This is a genomic window from Gymnodinialimonas phycosphaerae (assembly GCF_019195455.1).
Taxonomy (GTDB): Bacteria; Pseudomonadota; Alphaproteobacteria; order Rhodobacterales; family Rhodobacteraceae; genus Gymnodinialimonas; species Gymnodinialimonas phycosphaerae.
In genome coordinates this window covers 583,402-603,663 of sequence record NZ_JAIMBW010000001.1, presented here as the reverse complement: position 1 = coordinate 603,663, position 20,262 = coordinate 583,402, and the positions used below count along the sequence as shown (strand labels likewise).

General features: G+C 64.8%; 20 protein-coding genes. 8 read left to right on the top strand and 12 right to left on the bottom strand.

Going from position 1 to position 20,262, the window contains the following annotated elements; genetic code table 11:
- Positions 1-9: 9 nt before the first annotated feature.
- From ispG to KUL25_RS03045, 4 genes are all read right to left on the bottom strand, one after another.
- The gene (gene ispG / locus KUL25_RS03060) at positions 10-1,143 is read right to left on the bottom strand and encodes a flavodoxin-dependent (E)-4-hydroxy-3-methylbut-2-enyl-diphosphate synthase (RefSeq protein ID WP_257891582.1); all 1,134 of its coding nucleotides are present in this window, start codon (positions 1,141-1,143) and stop codon (positions 10-12) included.
- 196 nt (positions 1,144-1,339) lie between these two features.
- A complete protein-coding gene (locus KUL25_RS03055; protein WP_257891581.1) occupies positions 1,340-2,743 on the bottom strand; it encodes a helix-turn-helix domain-containing protein in 1,404 nt (467 codons plus the stop codon).
- 336 nt (positions 2,744-3,079) lie between these two features.
- Positions 3,080-4,303, bottom strand: a complete 1,224-nt coding sequence (hemA, locus tag KUL25_RS03050; protein ID WP_257891580.1) for a 5-aminolevulinate synthase — start codon at positions 4,301-4,303, stop codon at positions 3,080-3,082.
- Positions 4,304-4,514: 211 nt separating this feature from the next.
- Complete coding sequence (locus KUL25_RS03045; protein WP_257891579.1) at positions 4,515-5,093, bottom strand: recombinase; 579 nt, start codon at positions 5,091-5,093, stop codon at positions 4,515-4,517.
- 210 nt (positions 5,094-5,303) lie between these two features.
- Between KUL25_RS03045 and KUL25_RS03040 the strand changes: the two genes are divergently transcribed.
- Entirely contained in the window at positions 5,304-6,707 is a 1,404-nt protein-coding gene (locus tag KUL25_RS03040; protein WP_427854384.1) for a M20/M25/M40 family metallo-hydrolase, read from the top strand.
- Positions 6,708-6,985: 278 nt separating this feature from the next.
- Here KUL25_RS03040 and KUL25_RS03035 read toward each other — a convergent pair whose 3' ends face one another.
- From KUL25_RS03035 to KUL25_RS03025, 3 genes are all read right to left on the bottom strand, one after another.
- A complete protein-coding gene (locus KUL25_RS03035) occupies positions 6,986-8,341 on the bottom strand; it encodes an MATE family efflux transporter (RefSeq protein ID WP_257891578.1) in 1,356 nt (451 codons plus the stop codon).
- Positions 8,342-8,839: 498 nt separating this feature from the next.
- Positions 8,840-9,763: a nickel/cobalt transporter gene (locus KUL25_RS03030; RefSeq protein ID WP_257891577.1), complete on the bottom strand. Its 924-nt coding sequence runs from the start codon at positions 9,761-9,763 to the stop codon at positions 8,840-8,842.
- The gene (locus KUL25_RS03025) at positions 9,751-10,419 is read right to left on the bottom strand and encodes a DUF1007 family protein (protein WP_257891576.1); all 669 of its coding nucleotides are present in this window, start codon (positions 10,417-10,419) and stop codon (positions 9,751-9,753) included. Before KUL25_RS03025 ends, KUL25_RS03030 begins: the two co-directional genes overlap by 13 nt.
- Positions 10,420-10,596: 177 nt before the next feature.
- Between KUL25_RS03025 and KUL25_RS03020 the strand changes: the two genes are divergently transcribed.
- The 7 genes from KUL25_RS03020 (at position 10,597) to KUL25_RS02990 (ending at position 15,969) form a co-directional block, all read left to right on the top strand.
- Positions 10,597-11,097, top strand: coding sequence for a hypothetical protein (locus tag KUL25_RS03020; protein ID WP_257891575.1), 501 nt, complete (start codon positions 10,597-10,599; stop codon positions 11,095-11,097).
- 357 nt (positions 11,098-11,454) lie between these two features.
- The gene (parE, locus tag KUL25_RS03015) at positions 11,455-13,416 is read left to right on the top strand and encodes a DNA topoisomerase IV subunit B (RefSeq protein ID WP_257891574.1); all 1,962 of its coding nucleotides are present in this window, start codon (positions 11,455-11,457) and stop codon (positions 13,414-13,416) included.
- Positions 13,409-13,840 (top strand): hypothetical protein, encoded by a 432-nt coding sequence (locus KUL25_RS03010; protein WP_257891573.1) that lies wholly within the window; start codon positions 13,409-13,411, stop codon positions 13,838-13,840. The genes parE and KUL25_RS03010 overlap by 8 nt, the downstream gene beginning before the upstream one ends.
- A 257-nt stretch (positions 13,841-14,097) precedes the next feature.
- Entirely contained in the window at positions 14,098-14,229 is a 132-nt protein-coding gene (locus KUL25_RS03005) for a hypothetical protein (RefSeq protein WP_255359640.1), read from the top strand.
- A gap of 54 nt (positions 14,230-14,283) precedes the next feature.
- Positions 14,284-14,700 carry a PaaI family thioesterase gene (locus tag KUL25_RS03000; protein ID WP_257891572.1) on the top strand — a complete coding sequence of 139 codons (417 nt, stop codon included), beginning with the start codon at positions 14,284-14,286 and terminating at the stop codon, positions 14,698-14,700.
- Between the two features lie 123 nt (positions 14,701-14,823).
- Complete coding sequence (locus KUL25_RS02995) at positions 14,824-15,510, top strand: hypothetical protein (RefSeq protein ID WP_257891571.1); 687 nt, start codon at positions 14,824-14,826, stop codon at positions 15,508-15,510.
- Positions 15,511-15,525: 15 nt separating this feature from the next.
- A complete protein-coding gene (locus tag KUL25_RS02990; protein ID WP_257891570.1) occupies positions 15,526-15,969 on the top strand; it encodes a DMT family transporter in 444 nt (147 codons plus the stop codon).
- Here KUL25_RS02990 and KUL25_RS02985 read toward each other — a convergent pair.
- From KUL25_RS02985 to KUL25_RS02965, 5 genes are all read right to left on the bottom strand, one after another.
- Entirely contained in the window at positions 15,966-17,774 is a 1,809-nt protein-coding gene (locus KUL25_RS02985) for an ABC-F family ATP-binding cassette domain-containing protein (protein WP_257891569.1), read from the bottom strand. The genes KUL25_RS02990 and KUL25_RS02985 overlap by 4 nt on opposite strands.
- Positions 17,775-17,917: 143 nt before the next feature.
- The gene (locus KUL25_RS02980) at positions 17,918-18,517 is read right to left on the bottom strand and encodes a peptidylprolyl isomerase (protein ID WP_257891568.1); all 600 of its coding nucleotides are present in this window, start codon (positions 18,515-18,517) and stop codon (positions 17,918-17,920) included.
- Positions 18,510-19,013 carry a peptidylprolyl isomerase gene (locus KUL25_RS02975; protein ID WP_257891567.1) on the bottom strand — a complete coding sequence of 168 codons (504 nt, stop codon included), beginning with the start codon at positions 19,011-19,013 and terminating at the stop codon, positions 18,510-18,512. The genes KUL25_RS02980 and KUL25_RS02975 overlap by 8 nt, the downstream gene beginning before the upstream one ends.
- Positions 19,014-19,046: 33 nt before the next feature.
- Entirely contained in the window at positions 19,047-19,559 is a 513-nt protein-coding gene (gene coaD / locus KUL25_RS02970) for a pantetheine-phosphate adenylyltransferase (RefSeq protein ID WP_068365038.1), read from the bottom strand.
- 103 nt (positions 19,560-19,662) lie between these two features.
- Positions 19,663-20,097, bottom strand: a complete 435-nt coding sequence (locus KUL25_RS02965) for a CBS domain-containing protein (protein WP_068365035.1) — start codon at positions 20,095-20,097, stop codon at positions 19,663-19,665.
- Between the last annotated feature and the right edge of the window lie 165 nt (positions 20,098-20,262).

The window sequence follows — 20,262 nt, the reverse complement described above, 5'->3', positions numbered from 1 at the left end:
GCGCGGGGCCTATTGCGCCGCCTTCTCCGCCGCGATGCGCTCGGCCTCAAGCTCTGCGGCCTTCTTTTCCACCTGTTCGACGATGTGATCGACCATCTGGTCATTGCTTAGCTTGTGGCTCTGCTTGCCCGCCAGGTAGACCATTCCGCTGCCCGCGCCGCCGCCGGTGAAGCCCACGTCGGTCATCAGCGCCTCGCCGGGGCCGTTGACGACACAACCGATGATCGACAGGGACATGGGCGTCTTGATATGCTCCAGCCGCTGCTCCAGCTTTTCTACTGTCTTGATCACGTCAAAGCCCTGCCGCGCACAGGACGGGCAAGAGATGATGTTCACGCCCCGGTGGCGCAGGCCCAGGGATTTGAGGATCTCGAACCCGATCTTGACCTCTTCCACCGGGTCGGCGGACAGCGACACCCGCATCGTGTCCCCGATACCGGCCCAGAGCAGATTACCAAGGCCGATGGCGGATTTCACCGTGCCGCCCACAAAACCGCCCGCCTCGGTGATGCCCATGTGAAAGGGCGCGTCGGTCTGCTCGGCCAATTGCTGATAAGCGGCCGCCGTCATGAAGATGTCCGAGGCTTTCATCGAGATCTTGAACTCGTGAAAGTCGTTGTCTTCCAACAGCTTGATGTGATGCATGCCGGATTCCACCATCGCGTCGGGGCACGGCTCGCCGTATTTTTCCAGCAGGTGCTTTTCCAGGCTGCCCGCGTTCACGCCGATGCGGATGGAGCAATTGTTGTCGCGCGCGGCGCGCACCACTTCCTTCACGCGGCTCGCATCGCCGATGTTGCCCGGATTGATCCGCAGGCAGGCCGCGCCCGCCTCGGCCGCTTCGATCCCGCGTTTGTAGTGGAAATGGATGTCGGCCACGATCGGCACCGGGCTTTCGCGGCAGATCTCGTGCATCGCGCGGGCGCTTTCGGCGTCGGGGACAGAAACGCGGACGATATCGGCCCCCGCCTCGGCCGCCGCGATCACCTGCTTGATCGTGGCCTTCGCGTCGGTGGTCAGCGTGTTCGTCATCGTCTGCACAGAAATCGGCGCGTCGCCGCCCACGGGGACGTTGCCCACCATGATCTGGCGGGATTTCCGGCGGTCGATATTACGCCACGGGCGGATCGGATTGTGGGACATGGGAAGCCTTTTTGCGCTGCTTGCGGCTCAAGATAGACCTGTCAGGCGGACTGGACAACGGCGCGCGGGCGCGGTGGGGCAAAAAGACCCCGACGCCTGCGCGGGATGGTCGCGTCGGATTGAGTTGTATTTGGCAAGATGAACGGGGGAACGGCGCGCCAGGGATGGCTGGGATCGGGAATGTGGCCCCAGTGCATTAGGGGCGCTGTTGCGGGCGCGGGTCGCTGGCGGTGGGCGTCTGCACGGTGACAGGCAGCGCGTTGCTGGCGGTGATTGCGGCGGCCACATCGGCGGGGATCTCGGGGAACAGCCCCAGCGGTTGCGGCGCGGGGTCCGTGGGATTGTAGGCGGTCACGGGCGCTTGCGGCACGACGGGGGCGACATCGGGCACGGTAGTGGCATCGAACATCAGCGAGGCGACCTGGGTCAGGTCTGGATCGGCCTGCGTATCGGCGATCTGGTAGGTGGCGGTGACGGCATCGGCGGACAATTCCACATCGCGCACGATGGTGGCACCGGGGCCTGCGGGGCCAAGGGCCACACCGTTGACCGCAAAGTAAAGTGAGCCCGCATTGCCCGAGCGCAGACGCGGCGCGGAATCGGTCGTGGGGACCACGTAGCTGTCGCCCGCGTTCAAGGTCGCCTCATAGATCGTGGCCCCATCGGCAGAGGTCACGCGCACCCAGGTGGGACGGGTGGCGAAAATCATCACCTCATCGGCGCGGCCTGCGGTGACCCGCACCGTGCCCTCTGCCGCGGCTGTGGCCGGATCGGCGCTGGCGATCACGTCGGTGCCCGTGGCGGGCCGGGCGGTGCCACCGGCAAGCGTGCCAACCTCATCGGGGTTCAAACTGGCCAGCGCGCCGTCGCGCGGGGTCAGCACCGGCGCTTCAAGGGCTTGCGGACGATAGAGCGTGTTGCCCGCCTCGGGGCCGGGCATGGCGATATCGAAGGACTGATCGGCCCCGAAGGCCCCTGTCCCGGTCTCGACCCCCACCAGCGGGTCAAGCTGTGCCAAGGGCACGGCAGGGGCTTCATCGATGGGGGCGATTTGCAGGCGCTGGATGTCGTTCAGGATCGCCCAGGCCCCGTAGCCGATGCCGACGGCCAGCACGACCAAGACGGCAAAGGAGCCCAGCGCACCCGGCTCGATCCGCGAAAACAGGCTGTCGCGGGTGGGCGCGTAAGAGATGCGCGAGGATGACATCACCTCGTTCGGGTCCATCCGGCGCGGCGCGCTGGAGACCTGACGCTTGACCTCGGAGGCCTGATTGTTGGCGCCACCGTGGATGCCGCGAAAGCCCGTTTCGTCGCAAAAGCGGCGGAAGGTCCATTCCGGATCGATCCCCAGATACCGCGCGTAAGACCGGACGTAGCCCGCGATAAAGCCCTGCGACTGGAACGCGCCGACATCGCCGTTTTCGATGGCTGCAATATAGGTGGCGCGAATGCGCAGCTCCCGCTCCACATCAAGGAGCGATTTGCCGAGGGTTGCGCGTTCTCCGCGCATCAGATCGCCAAGGGGGACATCAAGCAGGTCATAGCCATCGAAGGCGGGAACGGCGGCGTTGCCCGGCGCGGCGGAAACGTCTTGAGACATGGCTTCAGACACGTCCGCCTGACCCGTTGCCTCATGGTCCCAATACTGACCGTTGTCCTGGCCCATGCGGCCTGCCCCGATTCTATGGCTAGCCCACCATGCCTAGTGGTCGAGCGCCCAAGTGTCCCTAGATGTTACCCCATATGGCATGATTCCCAAAGGATAACCGCAACCTTTTGACCCTGCTATCATGGGACGTTGCACGAATGCACCCCGCAAGCACGGCAAATTAGGGGTGTCGGCGGGTTTGCGCGCATCATTTCCATTGCATTTTAAGGGACTAGAAGAAGCCGACGGAGATGCGGCAAAATCACTGGCGCGCAGGATTTAGGAGCGTCAGCCCGCCAGTTCCTGCCTGTTCAACGCGCAATGGGACCATAGACCGTCCATCGCGCGGACCAGCCCGTCGATCATGCCCATGTCGTGCACCGGTGAGGGGGTGAAGCGCAAACGCTCGGTCCCGCGGGGCACGGTGGGGTAGTTGATCGGCTGACAGTAGATGCCGAAATCCGCCAGAAGGGCGTCGGAAATGGCTTTGGTGTGCACCGGATTGCCCACCATCACGGGCACGATGTGCGACCCATGATCGATCACCGGAAAGCCCATGACCTTCAGGCGCAACTTCAGCACCGCCGCGCGTTCCTGATGCAGATCACGCAGGGCCTGATCCGTCTTCAGATGCCGGACAGAGGCCGCAGCCCCCGCCGCCACGGCGGGCGGAATGGAGGTCGTGAAGATGAAGCCGGGCGCGTAGCTGCGTACCGCGTCACACATCTTGGCGCTGGCCGCGATATAGCCGCCGTGCACGCCGTAGGCCTTGCCAAGCGTGCCGTTGATGATGTCGACTCGGTCCATCAGGCCATCACGCTCGGCCACCCCTGCCCCGCGCGGGCCGTAAAGGCCGACGGCGTGGACTTCATCAAGGTAGGTCAGCGCGCCGAATTCGTCGGCCAGGTCACAAAGCTCTTTGATCGGGCCGAAATCGCCGTCCATCGAATAGATCGATTCAAACGCAATCAGCTTGGGCGCGGCCGGATCGTCGGCCTCCAGCAACTCGCGCAGGTGGGCCACGTCGTTATGGCGGAAGATGCGCTTGGCACCGCCGTTGCGGCGCACCCCCTCGATCATGGAGGCATGGTTCAGCGCGTCGGAATAGATGATCAGGCCGGGAAACAGCTTGGGCAGCGTCGACAGCGTTGCGTCATTGGCGATATAGGCCGAGGTGAAGACCAACGCGGCCTCCTTGTTGTGCAGGTCGCACAGCTCTGCCTCCAGCGCCTTGTGATAGACCGTCGTGCCCGAGATGTTCCGCGTCCCGCCCGAGCCTGCGCCCGTCGCTTCCAGCGCCTCGTGCATCGCCGCCAGCACAACCGGGTGCTGGCCCATGCCAAGATAGTCGTTGCCGCACCACACCGTGATCTCTTGCTCCGAGCCGTCGGGCCGGGTCCAGACCGCATGGGGGAACTGACCGCGCTTGCGCTCGATGTCGATGAATGTGCGGTAGCGGCCTTCCTCGTGCAGCTTGCCGATGGCTGCGTCGAGCGCGGTGTCGTAGTTCACTGGCGGTCTCCCTTACGGGGCGCGCGGTGGCCCCCTCAGATCGATGGCTTTGTGCAGGACGATTCCCGCGTTGGCCTGACATATGGTCCGAAGACCGTTTAGGCCAAGCTACATTTTGCCGCGATGGAAGCTTTGATCTGAGTCAATTCCGCCCCCCAAAACGGAAAATCGCCCCCGCGACGTGCCGCGAGGGTCAGGGTGCGCCCGCCGCCTATTGGCCGAGGCGCACGTCGAAGGCCGGGTAGCCAAGGCTGTCAGAGAAGGAAAACCCGCCGTGGCAATCGTGGCAAAAGCTTTGCTGGATGCCCATGGGATTGCCGTTGGGCTGGACGGCGGAATAGACCCAGCCGTCGGTCTCGGGGCTTTGGTCCGTGGCCACGCGGGTCATGATGAACAGCGGCCCAATGCGCGGCGCGCCGTCACGCAGGGTGTAGGATTCCTTGGCGATGACGGTGCCGACGGGCATCTCGAAGGCCTCATCGTCGCCCTCGTAACGGATGTACTCGGCATGGCCCACCTCATTGACGAAGGTGTTGAGGAACCGCCCGCCATGGAAGCCCGGCGCGGCGGGGCCGGTCGCGGCAGCCTGCCATTCGCGGTAGACAGCCGCGACCGCGTCGTCGCCTGCGCCATAGGCGGCGGGCAATTCATCGCGCACGCAGTCGTAGAGCGCGTCGATCTGTTCCTGCGTGAAGTCCGCGATGTCGGCCTCGAACGTGCAGTCCTGGGCCTGCGCAGCGGTGGCCGAAAGCGCAATCGCAGCGGCAGAAAGTAGAAGGCGGCTATTCATGGTGATGTCCCTGTTGTTTTGTGTCCCGTGGTATGCGGACGCTAATGCGCGGCAGGCGTCGATGGGAAATCACGCCCGATCACGAAGCAGCGAGGCGGCCTTGTTGAATGGCCGTGGGGGTCGAGGGGGGCATGCGCATTCGCGTTGCACCGCCCTGCCCGCCCCTTCAAGATGCGCAAAACGCCATTCACCGACAGGAGCCCTCCCCCCATGTCTGACATGTCTGACAAGTCCGCCACGTCCCTCGATAAGGTCCTGGACCACGTCGATGCCGACCTCGACGCTGCGATGGCGCGCCTGATGACCCTTCTGCGCGTGCCCTCGATCTCGACAGATCCGGCTTATGACGCCGATGTCGCCCGCGCCGCGCATATGCTGGCGGAAGATCTGGCCAGCCTTGGGTTCGACGCCTCGGTGCGCGAGACGACGGGCCATCCGATGGTCGTGGCCCATGGCCCCGATGAGGGGCCCCATGTGCTGTTCTACGGGCATTATGATGTGCAACCCGTCGATCCGCTGGAGCTGTGGCACCGGGACCCCTTCGACCCGGCGATCGAAGAGCAGAACGGTAAAAAGGTCATCCGCGGTCGTGGCGCAGCGGACGACAAGGGCCAGTTGATGACCTTCGTCGAGGCCTGCCGCGCCTGGAAAGCCGTGACGGGCAAGCTGCCCGCGAAGATCACGATCTTCCTGGAGGGAGAAGAGGAAAGCGGATCGCCCTCGTTGGTGCCGTTCCTGGAGGCCCATGCGGACGAGTTGAAAGCAGAGGTCGCCTTTATCTGCGACACGGGCCTATTCGCGTCGGGCGTGCCCGCCATCGTCACACAACTGCGCGGCATGTTGCAGGAGGAAATTACCGTGACGGGGCCGTCCATAGACCTGCACTCCGGCATGTTCGGGGGGATCGCGATGAACCCGATCCGGGTGCTGTCCAAGGTGCTGGCGGGATTGCACGATGACACGGGCGCGGTGACGGTGCCGGGCTTTTACGATGGCGTGCCCGACATCCCGGACGACTTGCGCGACAGCTGGGACGCCCTGGGCTTCAACGCAGAGGCGTTCCTGGGACCGGTCGGCCTGAGCCATCCGGCCGGCGAAGCGGGTCGGACCGGGTTGGAGATGATCTGGTCACGCCCCACGGCCGAGGTCAACGGCATCTGGGGCGGCTACACGGGCGCGGGTTTCAAGACCGTTCTGCCAAGCGAGGCCCACGCCAAGATCTCTTTCCGGTTGGTGGCGGGGCAAGACCCATTGCGGCTGCGCGAAAACTTCCGCGATTGGGTGCAGGCGCAGATGCCGCCCGATTGTTCGGTCAGCTTCACCGGCCACGGCGCCTCACCCGCCGGTCAGATGGACACGAGCCATCCGATCTTCGAGATGACCAGGCAGGCGCTGAGCGATGAATGGCCCAAGGAGGCGGCCTACATCGGGTGCGGCGGCTCGATCCCCGTGGCGGGGTATTTCAAGACGGTATTGGGGATGGATTCCGTTCTGGCGGGCTTCGGCAACGACGACGACGCGATCCACTCGCCCAACGAAAAGTATAATGTGGAAAGCTTCCACCGGGGTATCCGATCCTGGGTGCGGGTGTTGGGTGGATTGGCCGAGGGCTGATCCCGGTGGCTGATGGCGCGCCATGGGGGGCCAGCCCCCCACCCCCCCCGGATATTTGGAGAACGGGGAAGATGGCACGTAACGCTTTGTTAACCAGCGTTGGATAATCTGAAGACGCGGTACAGGCGGGGACGCCGATGGCCGTGAACGGGGAAGGCCCTCGGACGACCGGGGGCTGACCTCCCCCATTCCCCGTTCCTCAAATATCCCCGCCGGAGGCTCCGGACCGTGCCAAGGGCGCACGCGGCAGGCCTCCGGGCGATGGCGGTTTCACGTGTTCAGGCGGGACCGAGGTCCAGCCGTTTGGCAATGCGCCAGAACCGCACGACGAGAACGAGGCCCGCAACGGCCAGGCCGATGGCGAGCCCGGCCCAGATCCCCTCGCCCTCCCACCCCAGCGGAAAGCCCAGGATGTAGGCAAGCGGCACGCCGATGATCCAATAGCTGATGAAGGCGTAGACCATCGGGACACTGGTATCCTGGGCGCCCCGCAAAAGGCCCAGCGCCATGACTTGTGCCGCATCGACCAGTTGAAAGAAGCACGCCACGATCAGAAGGCTCGCGCCGATGGCGACGATCCGGGGCTTGAGCGGATCGGCGGGATCCACGAAGAGGCCCACCAGCGGTTCGGCGAAAGCGATCAGCAGCACGATGGTCGCCGCAACCATCAGGCCCGACAGAAGCAGCGCCGCAAGGGCCGATCGGCGCAGGCCAAGCGCGTCGTTATGGCTCCAGCGGCGGCCCACGCGCACGGTCGCGGCCGAGCTGAGGCCGATGTGCACCATGAAGGTAACCGAGATGATTTGCAGCGCGATCCCATGGGCCGCCAGCTCCAGCGTGCCGATCCAGCCCATCATGATCATCGTGGCCATGAACAGCCCAGCCTCGGACAGTAGCGTCACGGCGATGGGCCATCCAAGGCGGAAAACCTGGGCCATGGCCTCCCAATCCGGGCGCCAGAAGCGTGTGAAAAGCGCGTAATCGCGCAATCCTTCGGCGCGGGCGGCGTAAAGGGCGAGGATGGCAAAGATCAGCAGGTGCGTGAAGACCGAGGCAGCCGCCGCCCCCGCGATCCCCAACTCCGGCGCGCCGAGATTGCCGAAGATCAGCACCCAGTTCACGCCCGCATTCAGCACCACGCCGCCGACCCAGGCCCACAGAACGATGTTGGGCCGCTCCAGCGCGCTCAAATGCGAGCGTAGCACCACAAGCAGGACCCCCGGCCAGATCGCCCACCCCGCGATCCGCAGGTAGGTTTGCGCATCGGCCGAGACCTGCGGCGTTTGCCCGGCCAGAAGCAGCAGCGCCTCTGAGAACCAGAAAAGCGGCATGACGCAGGCGGCGAAAATCAACGAGATCCAAAGCCCCATCCGCGTGACCCGGCGCACCTGCGCCGCATCATCGCCCGCGGCGGCAGAGGCGACCATGGGCATGACGGCAAGTCCGAACCCCATGCCCAGGATCAGGATCAGGTGGAAATACGAGGAGCCAATGGCCACGGCGGCCAGTTCCTCCACGCCATACCAGCCGGTCATCACCGTATCGGTGACGCCAATGAAGACCTGCGCCAACTGTCCCCCGATCAGGGGAAGGCCAAGCTTCAGCGTGGCGCGGATATGATCTGCGAACGTCATGGATCGGCCATAGGGCCCGCGCGGCGCCGGGGCAAGAGACTGCCGCGCTCGGTGAAGTCGCCGTAACGGCTCTGTCGCGGCCCTGTCATGGCCTTGTCACGGCTCTGTCCGGAACCTGACCGGGATTGCGCCGGGATTGCGCCGGGTCCCAGACGCCCTTCGGGCGCCTGTGCCCCGTCGCCGGGGGGCGGGCCTTCAGGACGCTGCGCGACCTGAAGGCCCGCCCTCGCATCACGCCACACGTCTGGGCCTGTGGCCTCTGCACGTCTGGGCCATTGGCCTCTGGGGGGAAGACAAACGGAAGCGGTCAGCGCGCGACGCAAAGCCGCCTTTATCCAAAGCGCCACACCCGCCGCGATGCGCCCGCGCCGTGACGCGGGGCTGCCGCAGGCAGCGCCGCCCACGGCGCGCGGTCCGGCGAGGCAAAGGCGCCGCAAGGCGACGTCCGAGACGGAGACCCGCCCGCCACGCCCGCCACACTCGCCCCCCCCTGTGGCGCTACAGCGCCGCCAGTGCCAATTGCGTCGCCAGCACCGCCACAAGCGCGCCCACGGCCAACTCCAGTACCGGCTGCACCCGCGCCAAAGCCGCGCTTTCGGCCCAGCCCGCCAAAGCGCTGCGGCGCAGTCCAACCGCCGCGATCGCCACAACGACCGTCACGCTCGCCGTGCCCAGCGCCATGGCGAACGTCCCCATGACACCGGCCCAGAACACCCCCATCTGAGCCGTCAGGATCAGCACGAACAAGGCCCCCGTACAGGGGCGAATGGCGACCGCAGCAATCAGGGCCGCCACTTCGCGGGGACCTCCGGCACGCGAAATCTCCTCCGGCGAGGGGCCATGGGAATGGCCGCAGTGACCACAGGCCGCCCCACCCCCTTCATGGGCATGATCATGGACGCCCCCAATTCCGTGGCGCACGCTCCCCTGCAACCGCCACAGGCCCCGCGCACCGCGCCAGACCAGCCAAAGACCCACAAGGGCAATCGCGGCAAAGCTCAGCGGGGCGAACACCGCGTCGGCCATGTCCGTCATCCGCTCCCGGCTCCAGCCGATCAGCCAGACACCTGCGCCAACCAGCGCCACCGCAGTGGCCCCCTGCGCGACGCTCGAGGCCAGCGCCACCAGCGATAACCGCAACGCCCCCACCTGCCGGGCCGCGCCATAGCCGCCGATCAACAGCTTGCCATGCCCCGGACCCGCCGCGTGAAATAAGCCATAGCCAAAACACACCGCCATCAACGAGGCGACCGCCGCGCCGTCGCCCGCGCGCAAGCGGCGCAGGGCACTTGCCATGGCACCTTGCGCCTCGCGCTGTCCATCCAGCGCCCAGGCCGTCACGATCCTGTCCGCCCCCGACAGCCAAAGCCCAAGGCCCGCCGCAATCAGCACCACCGCAAGGCCCACCATTATCCAGCGCATTCGAACACCACCCGGTCGGCGAAAAGATCCCCTACGGCGGGGAAGTTGTCCTCTGCCGCCACCGCGCCGCCGATGGCGTCCATCGCGGCCTCCAACCCGGCGTAGGCCGCGTCGATGTCTGCGCGGATCAACTCAGGGGTGCAGGTGGCCCCCTCCACGATCATCTCTCCGATCATCTCGAAGGCCACATAGAATTCCGGATCGTAGATCTGCGCCTCTACCGTCCCGCTTCCGCCCGGATCGGTGACGGCGCGGCGATGGACGGTGCGCACCTGCCCCTCGCCGACCAACTCAAGCGACACCGGGGACGGCGCGCCAAGCGTCAGCTCTGCCTCTCCCCTATGCATCACCAGGCCGCCCTCGAACCCGTGGGACCAGTTGAGATCGAACCCCAGCGTCTGGGCGACCTCTTCTTCGGTCAGTACCAGGTCGAAATCGGGGTCGAGCCCGTAATCCTCCATCAAGATCAGGGAATACAGCTCATCGTAAAGCCATGTGACTTCAACCGCCGTGACCACGCCGCCCTCCACCACCAGCCGCAGGCCCGAATCCACGAAGATATGCGGATGGGCCGAGGGGGCCGAGGGCCACAGCCCGGCGCAGAGCGCCACGAGTGTGGGCAACGCCAAGCGGGAAGTGATCGGGGAACACACCATGGGCGCTTTATTGTCCGCCGCGCCGCGCCTCGCAAGCGCTCCTCCCCCGGTCATCTGCGGATTGTTGCTCAATCCGAATTCTATTGTTCCGAAATGGTACGCAAAGCGCCACATTGTTGCCCCGATCTGCGCGCAAAACGGTCAGACCAAGTATGAAGGCGTAGTTCAGTGATCGTTATGACCCATGTAACCAGATACCTGACGGATGACCGCGGTGCGGTGACGATCGACTGGACTGTCCTGTCGTCGGCGGCCGTAGGCCTTGCAATCGCCACGACGGCGATCATGACCGATACCCTCGATGTCCTTTCCATGCGTATGGATGATGAGTTGCGCTCCCGCCAGCTCAGCGACAACTGGATTCAGTTCCACGCCAGCCATTTTGAGCCGATCCTGGAGACCGGCGCGATTACCGAGGCTCAGGCCGAAGCCATCCATGGCGCGGCCAATGAGTTGATGAACTACGATCTGGTGTCCAACCTCACCAACGGGATCGAAGCGCTGGAAGCCGGCTCCATCACCGAAGAAGAGATTGTCGCGCTCGTGGCCCTCGCCTCTGTCGCCTACCAGCGCAACCTGGTGGATGACGGGGTCCTGAACCACTATTTCGGCTTCGATGGCTCCGATCCCTTCTACATGACGGTCGCTGCCGCCCCCGTGAACACGGGAACGAACTGACCCCCTTGCGCCCCGCCGTGCGCCGCGCGCATCCCCCTTTCGATATCCTCTGACGTGCACCGCACGCACAGGCCAGGCCCGTGCCATGGCTCTTGCGCCCTCCGCCGATTTGCGCGGCGGGTTTTTTGTTGCGCAATCCCAACTTGTTGACCTGCCCCGAAACGCGTTTCCCATGGCCGCCGCCGCCAAACCTTGCCCACGGCAACGATCCGGCACCCGCTTTGGCCGGGCCGCCCGTGATCTGTCGTTGCACGGCAGCGCGCGCGGTGCGAATGCGATAGACCCCTCGCGCACTCTTTCCCCTGCCCCCCAAACCTGCCATTATTGGGAAAAGCGCCCACAACATAGAGCAGAAACATGGCTGACGACCTCCTCACCGGCACGTCCGATCCAGCGGCCTATGATGCCTCCTCCATCGAGGTGTTGGAGGGGCTGGAACCGGTCCGCAAACGCCCCGGCATGTACATCGGCGGCACCGATGAACGCGCGCTGCACCACCTGGTCGCCGAAGTGCTCGACAACTCCATGGACGAGGCCGTCGCAGGCCACGCCACAAGGATCGAGGTGTCGCTGAACGCGGATTATTCCGTCACCATCACCGACAACGGGCGCGGCATCCCCGTGGACCCGCACCCCAAGTTTCCCGACAAATCCGCACTGGAGGTGATCCTGTGCACGCTGCACGCGGGCGGCAAGTTCTCGGGCAAGGCCTACCAGACCTCGGGCGGCTTGCACGGCGTCGGCATCTCGGTGGTCAACGCATTGTCCGATCACGTCCGTGTCGAGGTCGCCCGCAACCGGGAACTGTTCGCGCAGGAATTCTCGCGCGGGATCCCGCAGGGGCCGGTGGAGGCTGTCGGCGCCACGGCCAACCGGCGCGGCACCTCCGTCACCTTCCATGCCGACGAGCAGATCTTCGGCTCCCACCGCTTCAAACCCGCCCGCCTGATCAAGACGGTGCGCTCCAAGGCGTATCTCTTCAGCGGCGTCGAGATCCGCTGGAAAACCGCCATCGATGACGGCGAAACCCCGGCCGAAGCGGTGTTCCACTTCCCCGGCGGCCTGTCCGACTACCTCATGGAAACCCTCGGGAAAACCGTTACTTACACCGAAAAACCCTTCGCCGGAAAGGTCGAGTTCGGGCCCCGCTTCAACGTGCCGGGATCGGTCGAATGGGCGATCGCCTGGACGCCCGCGCGCGACGGCTTCATCCAGTCCTACTGCAACACCGTCCCCACGCCCGAAGGGGGCACCCATGAGGCCGGATTTTGGGCCGCGATCCTCAAGGGCATACGCGCCTACGGCGAGCTGGCAGGCAACAAGAAAGCCGCCAACATCACCCGCGACGACCTGTCTACCGGGGCCTGCGCGCTGGTGTCGTGCTTCATCTCCGAGCCTGAATTCGTCGGCCAGACCAAGGACCGCTTGGCGACGACCGAGGCGCAGCGGCTGGTCGAACAGGCCGTGCGCGACCACTTTGACAACTGGCTGGGGCAGAACACCAAGGAAGCGGGCGCGATCCTCGATTTCCTGGTCCTGCGCGCTGAAGAACGCCTGCGCCGCAAGCAAGAGAAAGAGACTCAGCGCAAGACCGCCACCAAGAAACTGCGCCTGCCGGGCAAGCTGGTCGATTGCTCGCAGACCGCGCGCGACGGGACCGAATTGTTCATCGTGGAGGGCGACAGCGCGGGCGGCTCTGCCAAGATGGCGCGCAACCGCAAGAACCAGGCGCTGCTGCCGCTGCGCGGCAAGATCCTCAACGTGCTGGGCGCCGCGTCCTCGAAACTGGGCCAGAACGCCGAAATTTCCGATCTTTGCCAAGCCCTTGGCGTCGGCATGGGCACCAAGTTCAACCTTGAAGACCTGCGTTATGACAAGATCATCATCATGACCGACGCCGACGTCGACGGCGCCCATATCGCGGCGCTGCTGATGACGTTTTTCTTCAGCCAGATGCGCCCGATGATCGACGGCGGGCACCTGTACCTCGCCTGCCCGCCGCTGTTCCGCCTGACCCAAGGCGCGCGGCGCGTCTATTGCCTGGACGAGTTGGAGCGCGACGAGATGCTGGAAAAAGGCCTTGGCGGTAAGGGCAAGATCGACGTCTCGCGGTTCAAGGGCTTGGGCGAGATGGACGCCAAGGACCTCAAGGAAACCACCATGGACCCCGGTTCGCGCAAGCTGATCCGCGTGTCGGTGGACGATGACGTACCGGGCGAAACCGGTGACCTGGTGGAGCGTCTCATGGGCAAGAAGCCTGAATTGCGCTTCCAGTATATCCAGGAAAACGCCCGCTTCGTGGAGGAGTTGGATGTATAAGTTAACGGCGTTAACCCTTGTCGCCGCGCTGGTCCTGACGGCCTGCGGTGGCGGGCCCGAAACCCTCATCATGTCGCGCCGCACCGGCCTGACCGGCTCGGGCGAGATCACCCAAGGGGCGCTGCGCAACTCTGGCGACATGACGATCATCACCCGTTTTGAGACCTTCACAGGCCGCTGGGTGGCGATGCGCGAGGGCGCGAACCAAAGCCTGGAACTGCTGAACTCCTACGCCTCCGGCTCTGTGCTGCGCGGCACGGCGCGGCTGTTGTCAGAGACGGAAGCAGGCTTCGGCACCGCGATCCTGACGTCCGACGGCGGCCGCTCCATGCGCTGCGAATTCCGTTACACCGGCATGCAGATCAACGCGATCGGCGTGTGTGAAACGACGGATGGCGAGGTGTTCGATCTACAGGTGTCGTAGGGTGTGGGGGGCACCCATAACGCTCCATCACCTTGCGGCGGTCTGACCGGTGGATTGCTTCCACCCCACCCCCGACTCATCTACCCAACCCCTTCCAACTGCGCTATCGTGCCGCCAGCGGGTCACACCCCGCCGCCTACCCGGACATCATCGCCCTTGCACGGCCCCCGGCTCCGCAAGGCAACCCTGATCGCCGTCTTCACGCAATCGGTCCCCCTCGGCATCCCGCCCTGGGGTCAAACGCACTGGAGTCCCACATGTCCAAGGAAAAATCACGCGGCAACCGCGAGGCCAAGAAACCCAAAAAGGAAAAGGTGAAGGTGCTCGCCACCTCCAATTCCAACGCGGGCAAGCCGCTTGATATCGGCAACGCCAAGAAAGGCAAGTAACCCGCCCCAAGGCCGCGCTTGCACCATCCCCATGGGGCGATTTACCCTCGCCCCATGGATACCACCCTTACCCCCGCCGCCGCCCGCACCCTTCTGGCCGATCATTTCGCGCCATGGGTGCTGGATCTGGGCCTTGACGTGATCCAGATCGACGCGGGCCAGACCCTCACCCGCATGCCCCTTACGCCACGCCTGATGCGCACGGGCGGCATCGTCTCGGGCCAGGCGCTGGCGGCCCAGGCCGACACGAGCATGGTGCTGGCGCTGGCGGGCTATGTGGGGGATTTCGTGCCCGCAGGCACGGTGACGCTGGACACACAGTTCCTGCGCCCCGGCACCGGCAGCGCGATCGTGTGCCGCGCGACGATCATACGGGCGGGCCGAAGCCTCGCCTTCGCCCGCGCCGAGTTGAGCGCGGAAGACACTGGCAAGCCCGTCGCCACGGCCACGGCGACCCTTGCGCTTCCTTGAAAAATCCTTAACAAAACTTGCGAAATATAGCGTTTTCAACGACTTGACCCATGTGCTCAAGCTTGAGCACCCCCGCTCAGATACCCGCTTTCCCAGGGCCGCGATTTCCGCCAAACTCCCCCCATGCGCGCCGTTTTCCTGATCCTGATGACCCTCATGCTCGCCGCCTGCGGCCGCCCCCTGACGGACGCCGAGGCCGCCTATATGGCCGAGCTACAGGGCGATACCTTTGATCCTCGACCGGTGCGCATCGTGCGGAACCCCTTGGTGGGCCTCATCACCCAGACCTACCCCACGCGCCCGCCCGTCACCTGCCGGGAAAGGATTTTCCCGCCGCCCCAGACGGCGACCGTCTCGTCCCAGACCGGCGGCATCGTTCTGTTCAACACGCTGCATCTGCGTGAAGATCTGGTGCTCGACGATTACACCCGCTTTCCCGACGGCACGCGCGGCCTCGTGGCGGCGATGTTCTTCGCCCACGAGATGACCCACATCTGGCAATGGCAGAACCGCGATCTCACCGGCTACCACCCCTTCCGCGCTTTCGCCGAGCACGCGGCAATCGAAGATCCGTATCTGTTCGAAAACGATGACCCACGCCCGTTTCTGGATTACGGGTACGAGCAGCAAGCCTCTCTGGTGGAGGAATACGTCTGCTGCCGCTCCACCGATCCACACGGCGCGCGCACCGCGCGGCTGGAGGCGCTGATCGGTGAGGTCATGCCCGTCACCCCCCTGCAATCCCGCGCCGACCGCACGCCCGTTTTCCTGCCGTGGGAAGATGCCCCGATCCGCGGAATCTGTTCCTAAGAAAAGGCCCACGCCATGCCGACCCAGGCCCTTGTCATGTTCGCCGCAGGTATCGGCATCCCGCTTCTGGCGGCGCTGAACGCGCGACTGGGGGCGAACATCGGATCTCCGGCGGCGGCGGCGACGGTGCTGTTCATTGTCGCCTTCGTAGCCGCCGCGCTGACCATGGTGGTCACCGGCCCCGAGGCCTTGCGCGCCATTCCCGCGCAACCCAAACACCTGTTTCTGGCGGGTGTTCTGGTGGCCTTCTACGTGCTCAGCATCACCTTCGTGGCGCCCACGTTCGGGGTCGGAAATGCGGTGTTCTTCGTGCTGTTGGGGCAGCTTGTCAGCTCGGCCGCGATCGACCATTTTGGCCTGTTCGGGGCGCAGGTCTCGCCCGTGACCGGCCTGCGCCTCACCGGGATCGCGGTGATGACCCTCGGCGTGGCGATCACGCAACTGGGCGCGGCGCGTTAGCCCGCTTTCTCTTCCAGCGTCAGCCATTCCAGCTCGGCGGCTTCCAGCAGGGATTGCCGCTCGGCCAGGGCGTCCGAGGCCTTTTGCGCCTTCAAGGCCTGCGTCGTGTAGATCGCCGGGTCCGACAACAGGTCGGACAGCTTGGCGATCTCGGCCTCCAGCCGTGCGATCACGGCGGGCAGTTCCTCCAGCCGGTGCTTCTCGGTGAAGGACAAGGCCGCCTTCGACGGCTTCACGGCAGCGGCTTCGGCCTTCGCGGCCTTCGTCCGCGCTTTCTCGGAATCGGGGCGCGGTTTGTCGCCCCGTTGTGCCAGCATGTCGGTCCAGCCGCCCGCGTAGGCCACCGCCCGGCCCGCCCCCTCCAACGCCACGGTCGCGGTTGCCACCCGGTCGAGGAAATCACGGTCGTGTGACACCAACAGGACGGTGCCGGGGTAATCCCCCAACAGATCTTGCAGAAGATCCAGCGTTTCGACGTCCAGATCGTTCGTCGGCTCGTCCAGCACCAGAAGATTGCTTTCCTTCGCCATGATCCGCGCCAGCAAAAGCCGCGCCTTCTCGCCGCCCGACAACGACCGCACGGGCGCGCGGGCCTGCGCCTCATCAAAAAGGAAATCCTTGAGGTAGCCCACCACGTGGCGCGGGGCGCCCCGCACCAGAACCTGGTCCGAGCGGCCCGAGACGCCGAGGGTCGGATCGTTGGTCAGGCTTTCCCACAGCGTCGCGTTGGGGTCCAACGCAGAGCGCGTCTGATCGAAGACCGCCATCTCGATGCCGGTGCCAAGCGTCACGTCGCCGGTGTCGGGCGCCAACTCTCCAGTCAGCATCTTCAGAAGCGTCGTCTTGCCCGCGCCGTTGGGGCCCACGAAAGCGATCCTGTCACCGCGCAGGACCCGAAGGTCGAAGGGATGCAAGATCACCGTGTCGCCATAAGCCTTTGAGATTTCACGCGCTTCAATCACACGCTTGCCCGAGGCGCTGCCCGCCTCCAACTGCATCGCCGCCGTGCCCTGCCGCCGGATCATGGCCGAGCGTTCCGCGCGCAACTCGCCCAAGGCGCGCACCCGGCCCTGGTTGCGTTTGCGGCGGGCGCTGATGCCTTCAACGGCCCACCGCGCCTCGGCCTTGATCTTGCGGTCCAGCTTGTGGCGCTGCATGTCTTCCTCGGCCCAGACGGTGTCGCGCCATTCCTCAAAGCCGTCGAACGCGCCATCGCGCCGCCGCACAACGCCCCGGTCAAGCCACAGCGTGCCCCGCGCCAGGGCTTTCAGAAACGCCCGGTCGTGGCTGATCAGGATGAAGCACGCGCGGGTCTGCTTCAACTCATTCTCCAGCCATTCAATGGCGTCGATATCAAGGTGGTTGGTCGGCTCATCCAGAAGCATCAGATCGGGCGCTTCGGCTAACAACCGTGCAAGCGCCGCGCGCCGCCGCTCGCCGCCGGAGGCCGCATCCACACGGGCATCGAGGCGCAGTTTCAGCCCCTCCGCCGCCGCCTCCACGCGCCATGCCTCGGACGGGCCAAGGGTGGCCAGTGCGAAATCGCCAAGGGTCTCGAACCCTTCAAAATCGGGGTCCTGCTCCAGATACCCAACGCTGGTCCCATCCGGCAGCACACGGCTGCCCGCGTCTGCCTCCACCAGTCCTGCCATCACCTTCATCAAGGTCGACTTGCCAGATCCGTTGCGCCCCACAAGCGCCATGCGGTCGCCCGCCTGCACCACAAGATCGAGAGAGGAAAACACCGGATCACCGCCGAAGGTCAGGGCGATATCGGAAAGCTGTAAAAGAGGAGGTCTGGCCATAAGCGCCAGCTAAGCCACCGCGCGTCGATGATCAAGCGCCCGCCCCTCTTTGTTCTTCAAATATGCAAATCCACCGGTCCCACAAACGAAAACGGGCGCATCCTCAAGCGGACACGCCCGTCAAGAAGTCCTTCAAGACCGGCCTAGTCGGACTCGGCCTCTTCTTCCGGCTCGGGGGCTACGGGATCGTAGTCGAGTACCCGCACGGCGGTCATGCGGTCCGGCTCTCCGGTGACGGCGCCATTGCGGCCCCGGCCCCGGCGGATCATGTCGACGACGTCCATGCCGTCGACGACCTGACCGAAGACCGTGTATTGGCCATCGAGGTGCAGCGCCGGCTCGAACACGATGAAGAACTGGCTATTGGCCGAATCCGGGCTTTGCGACCGCGCCATGCCAAGGGCACCGCGCTGGAACGGCAGGTCCGAGAACTCGGCCGGCAGATCGTCATAGCTTGACCCGCCCCGCCCCGCATAGCGCATGTCCTGGCCAAGGTTGCCAAATTCTACGTCGCCCGTTTGCGCCATGAACCCGTCGATCACCCGGTGAAACACCACGTCCTCGTATTCACCCTCGTTGGCCAGCGTCACGATCCGCTCCACGTGCAGCGGTGCGACGTCCTCGAACAGGTCAATGACGATCGTGCCTTCTGCCTCGCCCGTCACGTCGATCTCCAGCCCCATCGCGAAGGCCCCCATCGGAGCCGCTGCGAGGAGCGCAGCGAGGAGGGCCGCCTTACGCATCCGCAGCCACCTTGACCGAAATCATCACGTCCGGGTCTGCGGGCGGCTCACCCAGCGTGATCGCGTCCACATGTTCCATCCCCGAGATCACCCGGCCATAGACCGTGTATTGCCCGTTGAGGAAATCATTGTCCTTGAAGTTGATGAAGAACTGGCTGTTGGCCGAATTGGGGTTGCTGGAGCGTGCCGCGCCAAGCGTGCCGCGTGCGTGGGGCAGTTTGGAGAATTCCGCCGGAAGATCCGGCTTGTCCGAGCCCCCGGTGCCCGCGCGCCGCAGATCGCCGCCCTCTTTCTTGCCGTGCTGCACGTCGCCGGTCTGCGCCATGAAGTCCTTGATCACGCGGTGAAACACCACGCCATCGTACGCTCCGGCGCGGGCCAGTTCCTTCATCCGCGCGGTGTGCTCGGGTGCGACGTCGGCCAGAAGCTCGATGGTGACGGTGCCCCCCTTCAGCTCGATCAGGACAGTGTTCTCGGGATCTTTGATATCGGCCATTCCGGCGCTCCTAGATAGATGTATGTGACTTGCTCAGGCGCTCATGTGCCCTTTGCGGGGATATTTCTCAAGTAGGGCGGCATTGACCAGAGGCGTCACGAAGGACGACACATCCCCGCCCAAACGCGCGATTTCCTTTACCAGTTTCGAGGCAATTGCCTGGTGTTCGGCCTCGGCCATCAGGAAGACCGTCGTGATGCTGGCATCCAACTTGCGGTTCATGCCAACCATCTGGAATTCGTACTCGAAATCCGCCACGGCCCGCAGGCCCCGAATGATGGTTTCCGCGCCCACGTCTCGGGCGCAGTCGATCAGAAGGTTCTCGAAGGGATGGGCCACGATCTCGGTGCCGAAAGCCTCGGTCATCTTGGCGCATTCCGCCTCGACCATCGCCACCCGTTCTTCCAGTGTGAACAACGGCCCCTTATCGCGGTTGATCGCCACGCCGATCACCAGCTTGTCGACCAATTTGCAGGCCCGCTTGATGATATCGACATGACCCATGGTGATCGGGTCGAAGGTTCCCGGATATAGTCCCGTGCGCATGGACGCCTCCCTCGCGTTTGACCCGGCGACGGAAACACGATTGGCGCGGGGGTTGCAACCAAGTCGGCGGCCCAAACCCGGCGCCAATCGCGGGGGCGACCGCTCAGAAGCCCTTGATCATGCCTTCCAGCGCGGCTTTTTCCATGGACAGCTCAGCCAGTTGCGCCTTGACCACGTCCCCGATGGAGATCAGGCCGACCATTTCGTTGCCCTCCATCACCGGCATGTGGCGGAACCGGCCCTCTGTCATCTTGGCCAGCACGGAATCGACTGTTTCATCGCGCGTGGCCGAGATGATCTTGGACGTCATCAGGCTTTCCACCGGATCCGCAAGGCACCCCGGGCCGCCGCTGCCGATCGCCCGCACGATGTCGCGCTCGGACAAGATCCCCGCCATATCCGTCCCGTCCTTCGAGACGACCAGCGCACCGATGCGCCGTGCCGAAAGGGTTTTTGCGGCCTCTCCCACACTGGAGCCGGGCATGATCGTGACGACCTCACCCTCTGCCTTTTCTTTCAGGATCTGTTGTACCAGCATGACGAGCCTCCCTCATATTCATGTTATGGAATAGCGTCGTCCGTTGGTGGGCGATCTGTCAAGCTTTGCACATCTTTGGCAGGATCTGCCGACGCCATGGGATCCTTCACACAAAGCCCATTGTGGCAGCGATTTCCCCACCGTGCGGCCGCACCGTAGTGCCAG

Excerpts from the sequence above, each read along its gene's own strand:
- KUL25_RS03000 (WP_257891572.1), top strand. The coding sequence starts at position 14,284 with ATGGATACCACCCTTACCCCCGCCGCCGCCCGCACCCTTCTGGCCGAT.
- KUL25_RS02965 (WP_068365035.1), bottom strand. The coding sequence starts at position 20,097 with ATGCTGGTACAACAGATCCTGAAAGAAAAGGCAGAGGGTGAGGTCGTC.
- KUL25_RS03035 (WP_257891578.1), bottom strand. The coding sequence starts at position 8,341 with ATGACGTTCGCAGATCATATCCGCGCCACGCTGAAGCTTGGCCTTCCC.
- KUL25_RS02975 (WP_257891567.1), bottom strand. The coding sequence starts at position 19,013 with ATGGCCGATATCAAAGATCCCGAGAACACTGTCCTGATCGAGCTGAAG.
- KUL25_RS03025 (WP_257891576.1), bottom strand. The coding sequence starts at position 10,419 with ATGGTGTGTTCCCCGATCACTTCCCGCTTGGCGTTGCCCACACTCGTG.
- KUL25_RS03045 (WP_257891579.1), bottom strand. The coding sequence starts at position 5,093 with ATGAATAGCCGCCTTCTACTTTCTGCCGCTGCGATTGCGCTTTCGGCC.
- KUL25_RS02990 (WP_257891570.1), top strand. The coding sequence starts at position 15,526 with ATGCCGACCCAGGCCCTTGTCATGTTCGCCGCAGGTATCGGCATCCCG.
- KUL25_RS02995 (WP_257891571.1), top strand. The coding sequence starts at position 14,824 with ATGCGCGCCGTTTTCCTGATCCTGATGACCCTCATGCTCGCCGCCTGC.
- KUL25_RS02985 (WP_257891569.1), bottom strand. The coding sequence starts at position 17,774 with ATGGCCAGACCTCCTCTTTTACAGCTTTCCGATATCGCCCTGACCTTC.
- KUL25_RS03020 (WP_257891575.1), top strand. The coding sequence starts at position 10,597 with ATGACCCATGTAACCAGATACCTGACGGATGACCGCGGTGCGGTGACG.
- KUL25_RS03055 (WP_257891581.1), bottom strand. The coding sequence starts at position 2,743 with ATGTCTCAAGACGTTTCCGCCGCGCCGGGCAACGCCGCCGTTCCCGCC.
- KUL25_RS03005 (WP_255359640.1), top strand. The coding sequence starts at position 14,098 with ATGTCCAAGGAAAAATCACGCGGCAACCGCGAGGCCAAGAAACCCAAA.
- KUL25_RS03010 (WP_257891573.1), top strand. The coding sequence starts at position 13,409 with ATGTATAAGTTAACGGCGTTAACCCTTGTCGCCGCGCTGGTCCTGACG.
- parE (WP_257891574.1), top strand. The coding sequence starts at position 11,455 with ATGGCTGACGACCTCCTCACCGGCACGTCCGATCCAGCGGCCTATGAT.
- KUL25_RS02980 (WP_257891568.1), bottom strand. The coding sequence starts at position 18,517 with ATGCGTAAGGCGGCCCTCCTCGCTGCGCTCCTCGCAGCGGCTCCGATG.
- ispG (WP_257891582.1), bottom strand. The coding sequence starts at position 1,143 with ATGTCCCACAATCCGATCCGCCCGTGGCGTAATATCGACCGCCGGAAA.
- KUL25_RS03030 (WP_257891577.1), bottom strand. The coding sequence starts at position 9,763 with ATGCGCTGGATAATGGTGGGCCTTGCGGTGGTGCTGATTGCGGCGGGC.
- coaD (WP_068365038.1), bottom strand. The coding sequence starts at position 19,559 with ATGCGCACGGGACTATATCCGGGAACCTTCGACCCGATCACCATGGGT.
- KUL25_RS03040 (WP_427854384.1), top strand. The coding sequence starts at position 5,304 with ATGTCTGACATGTCTGACAAGTCCGCCACGTCCCTCGATAAGGTCCTG.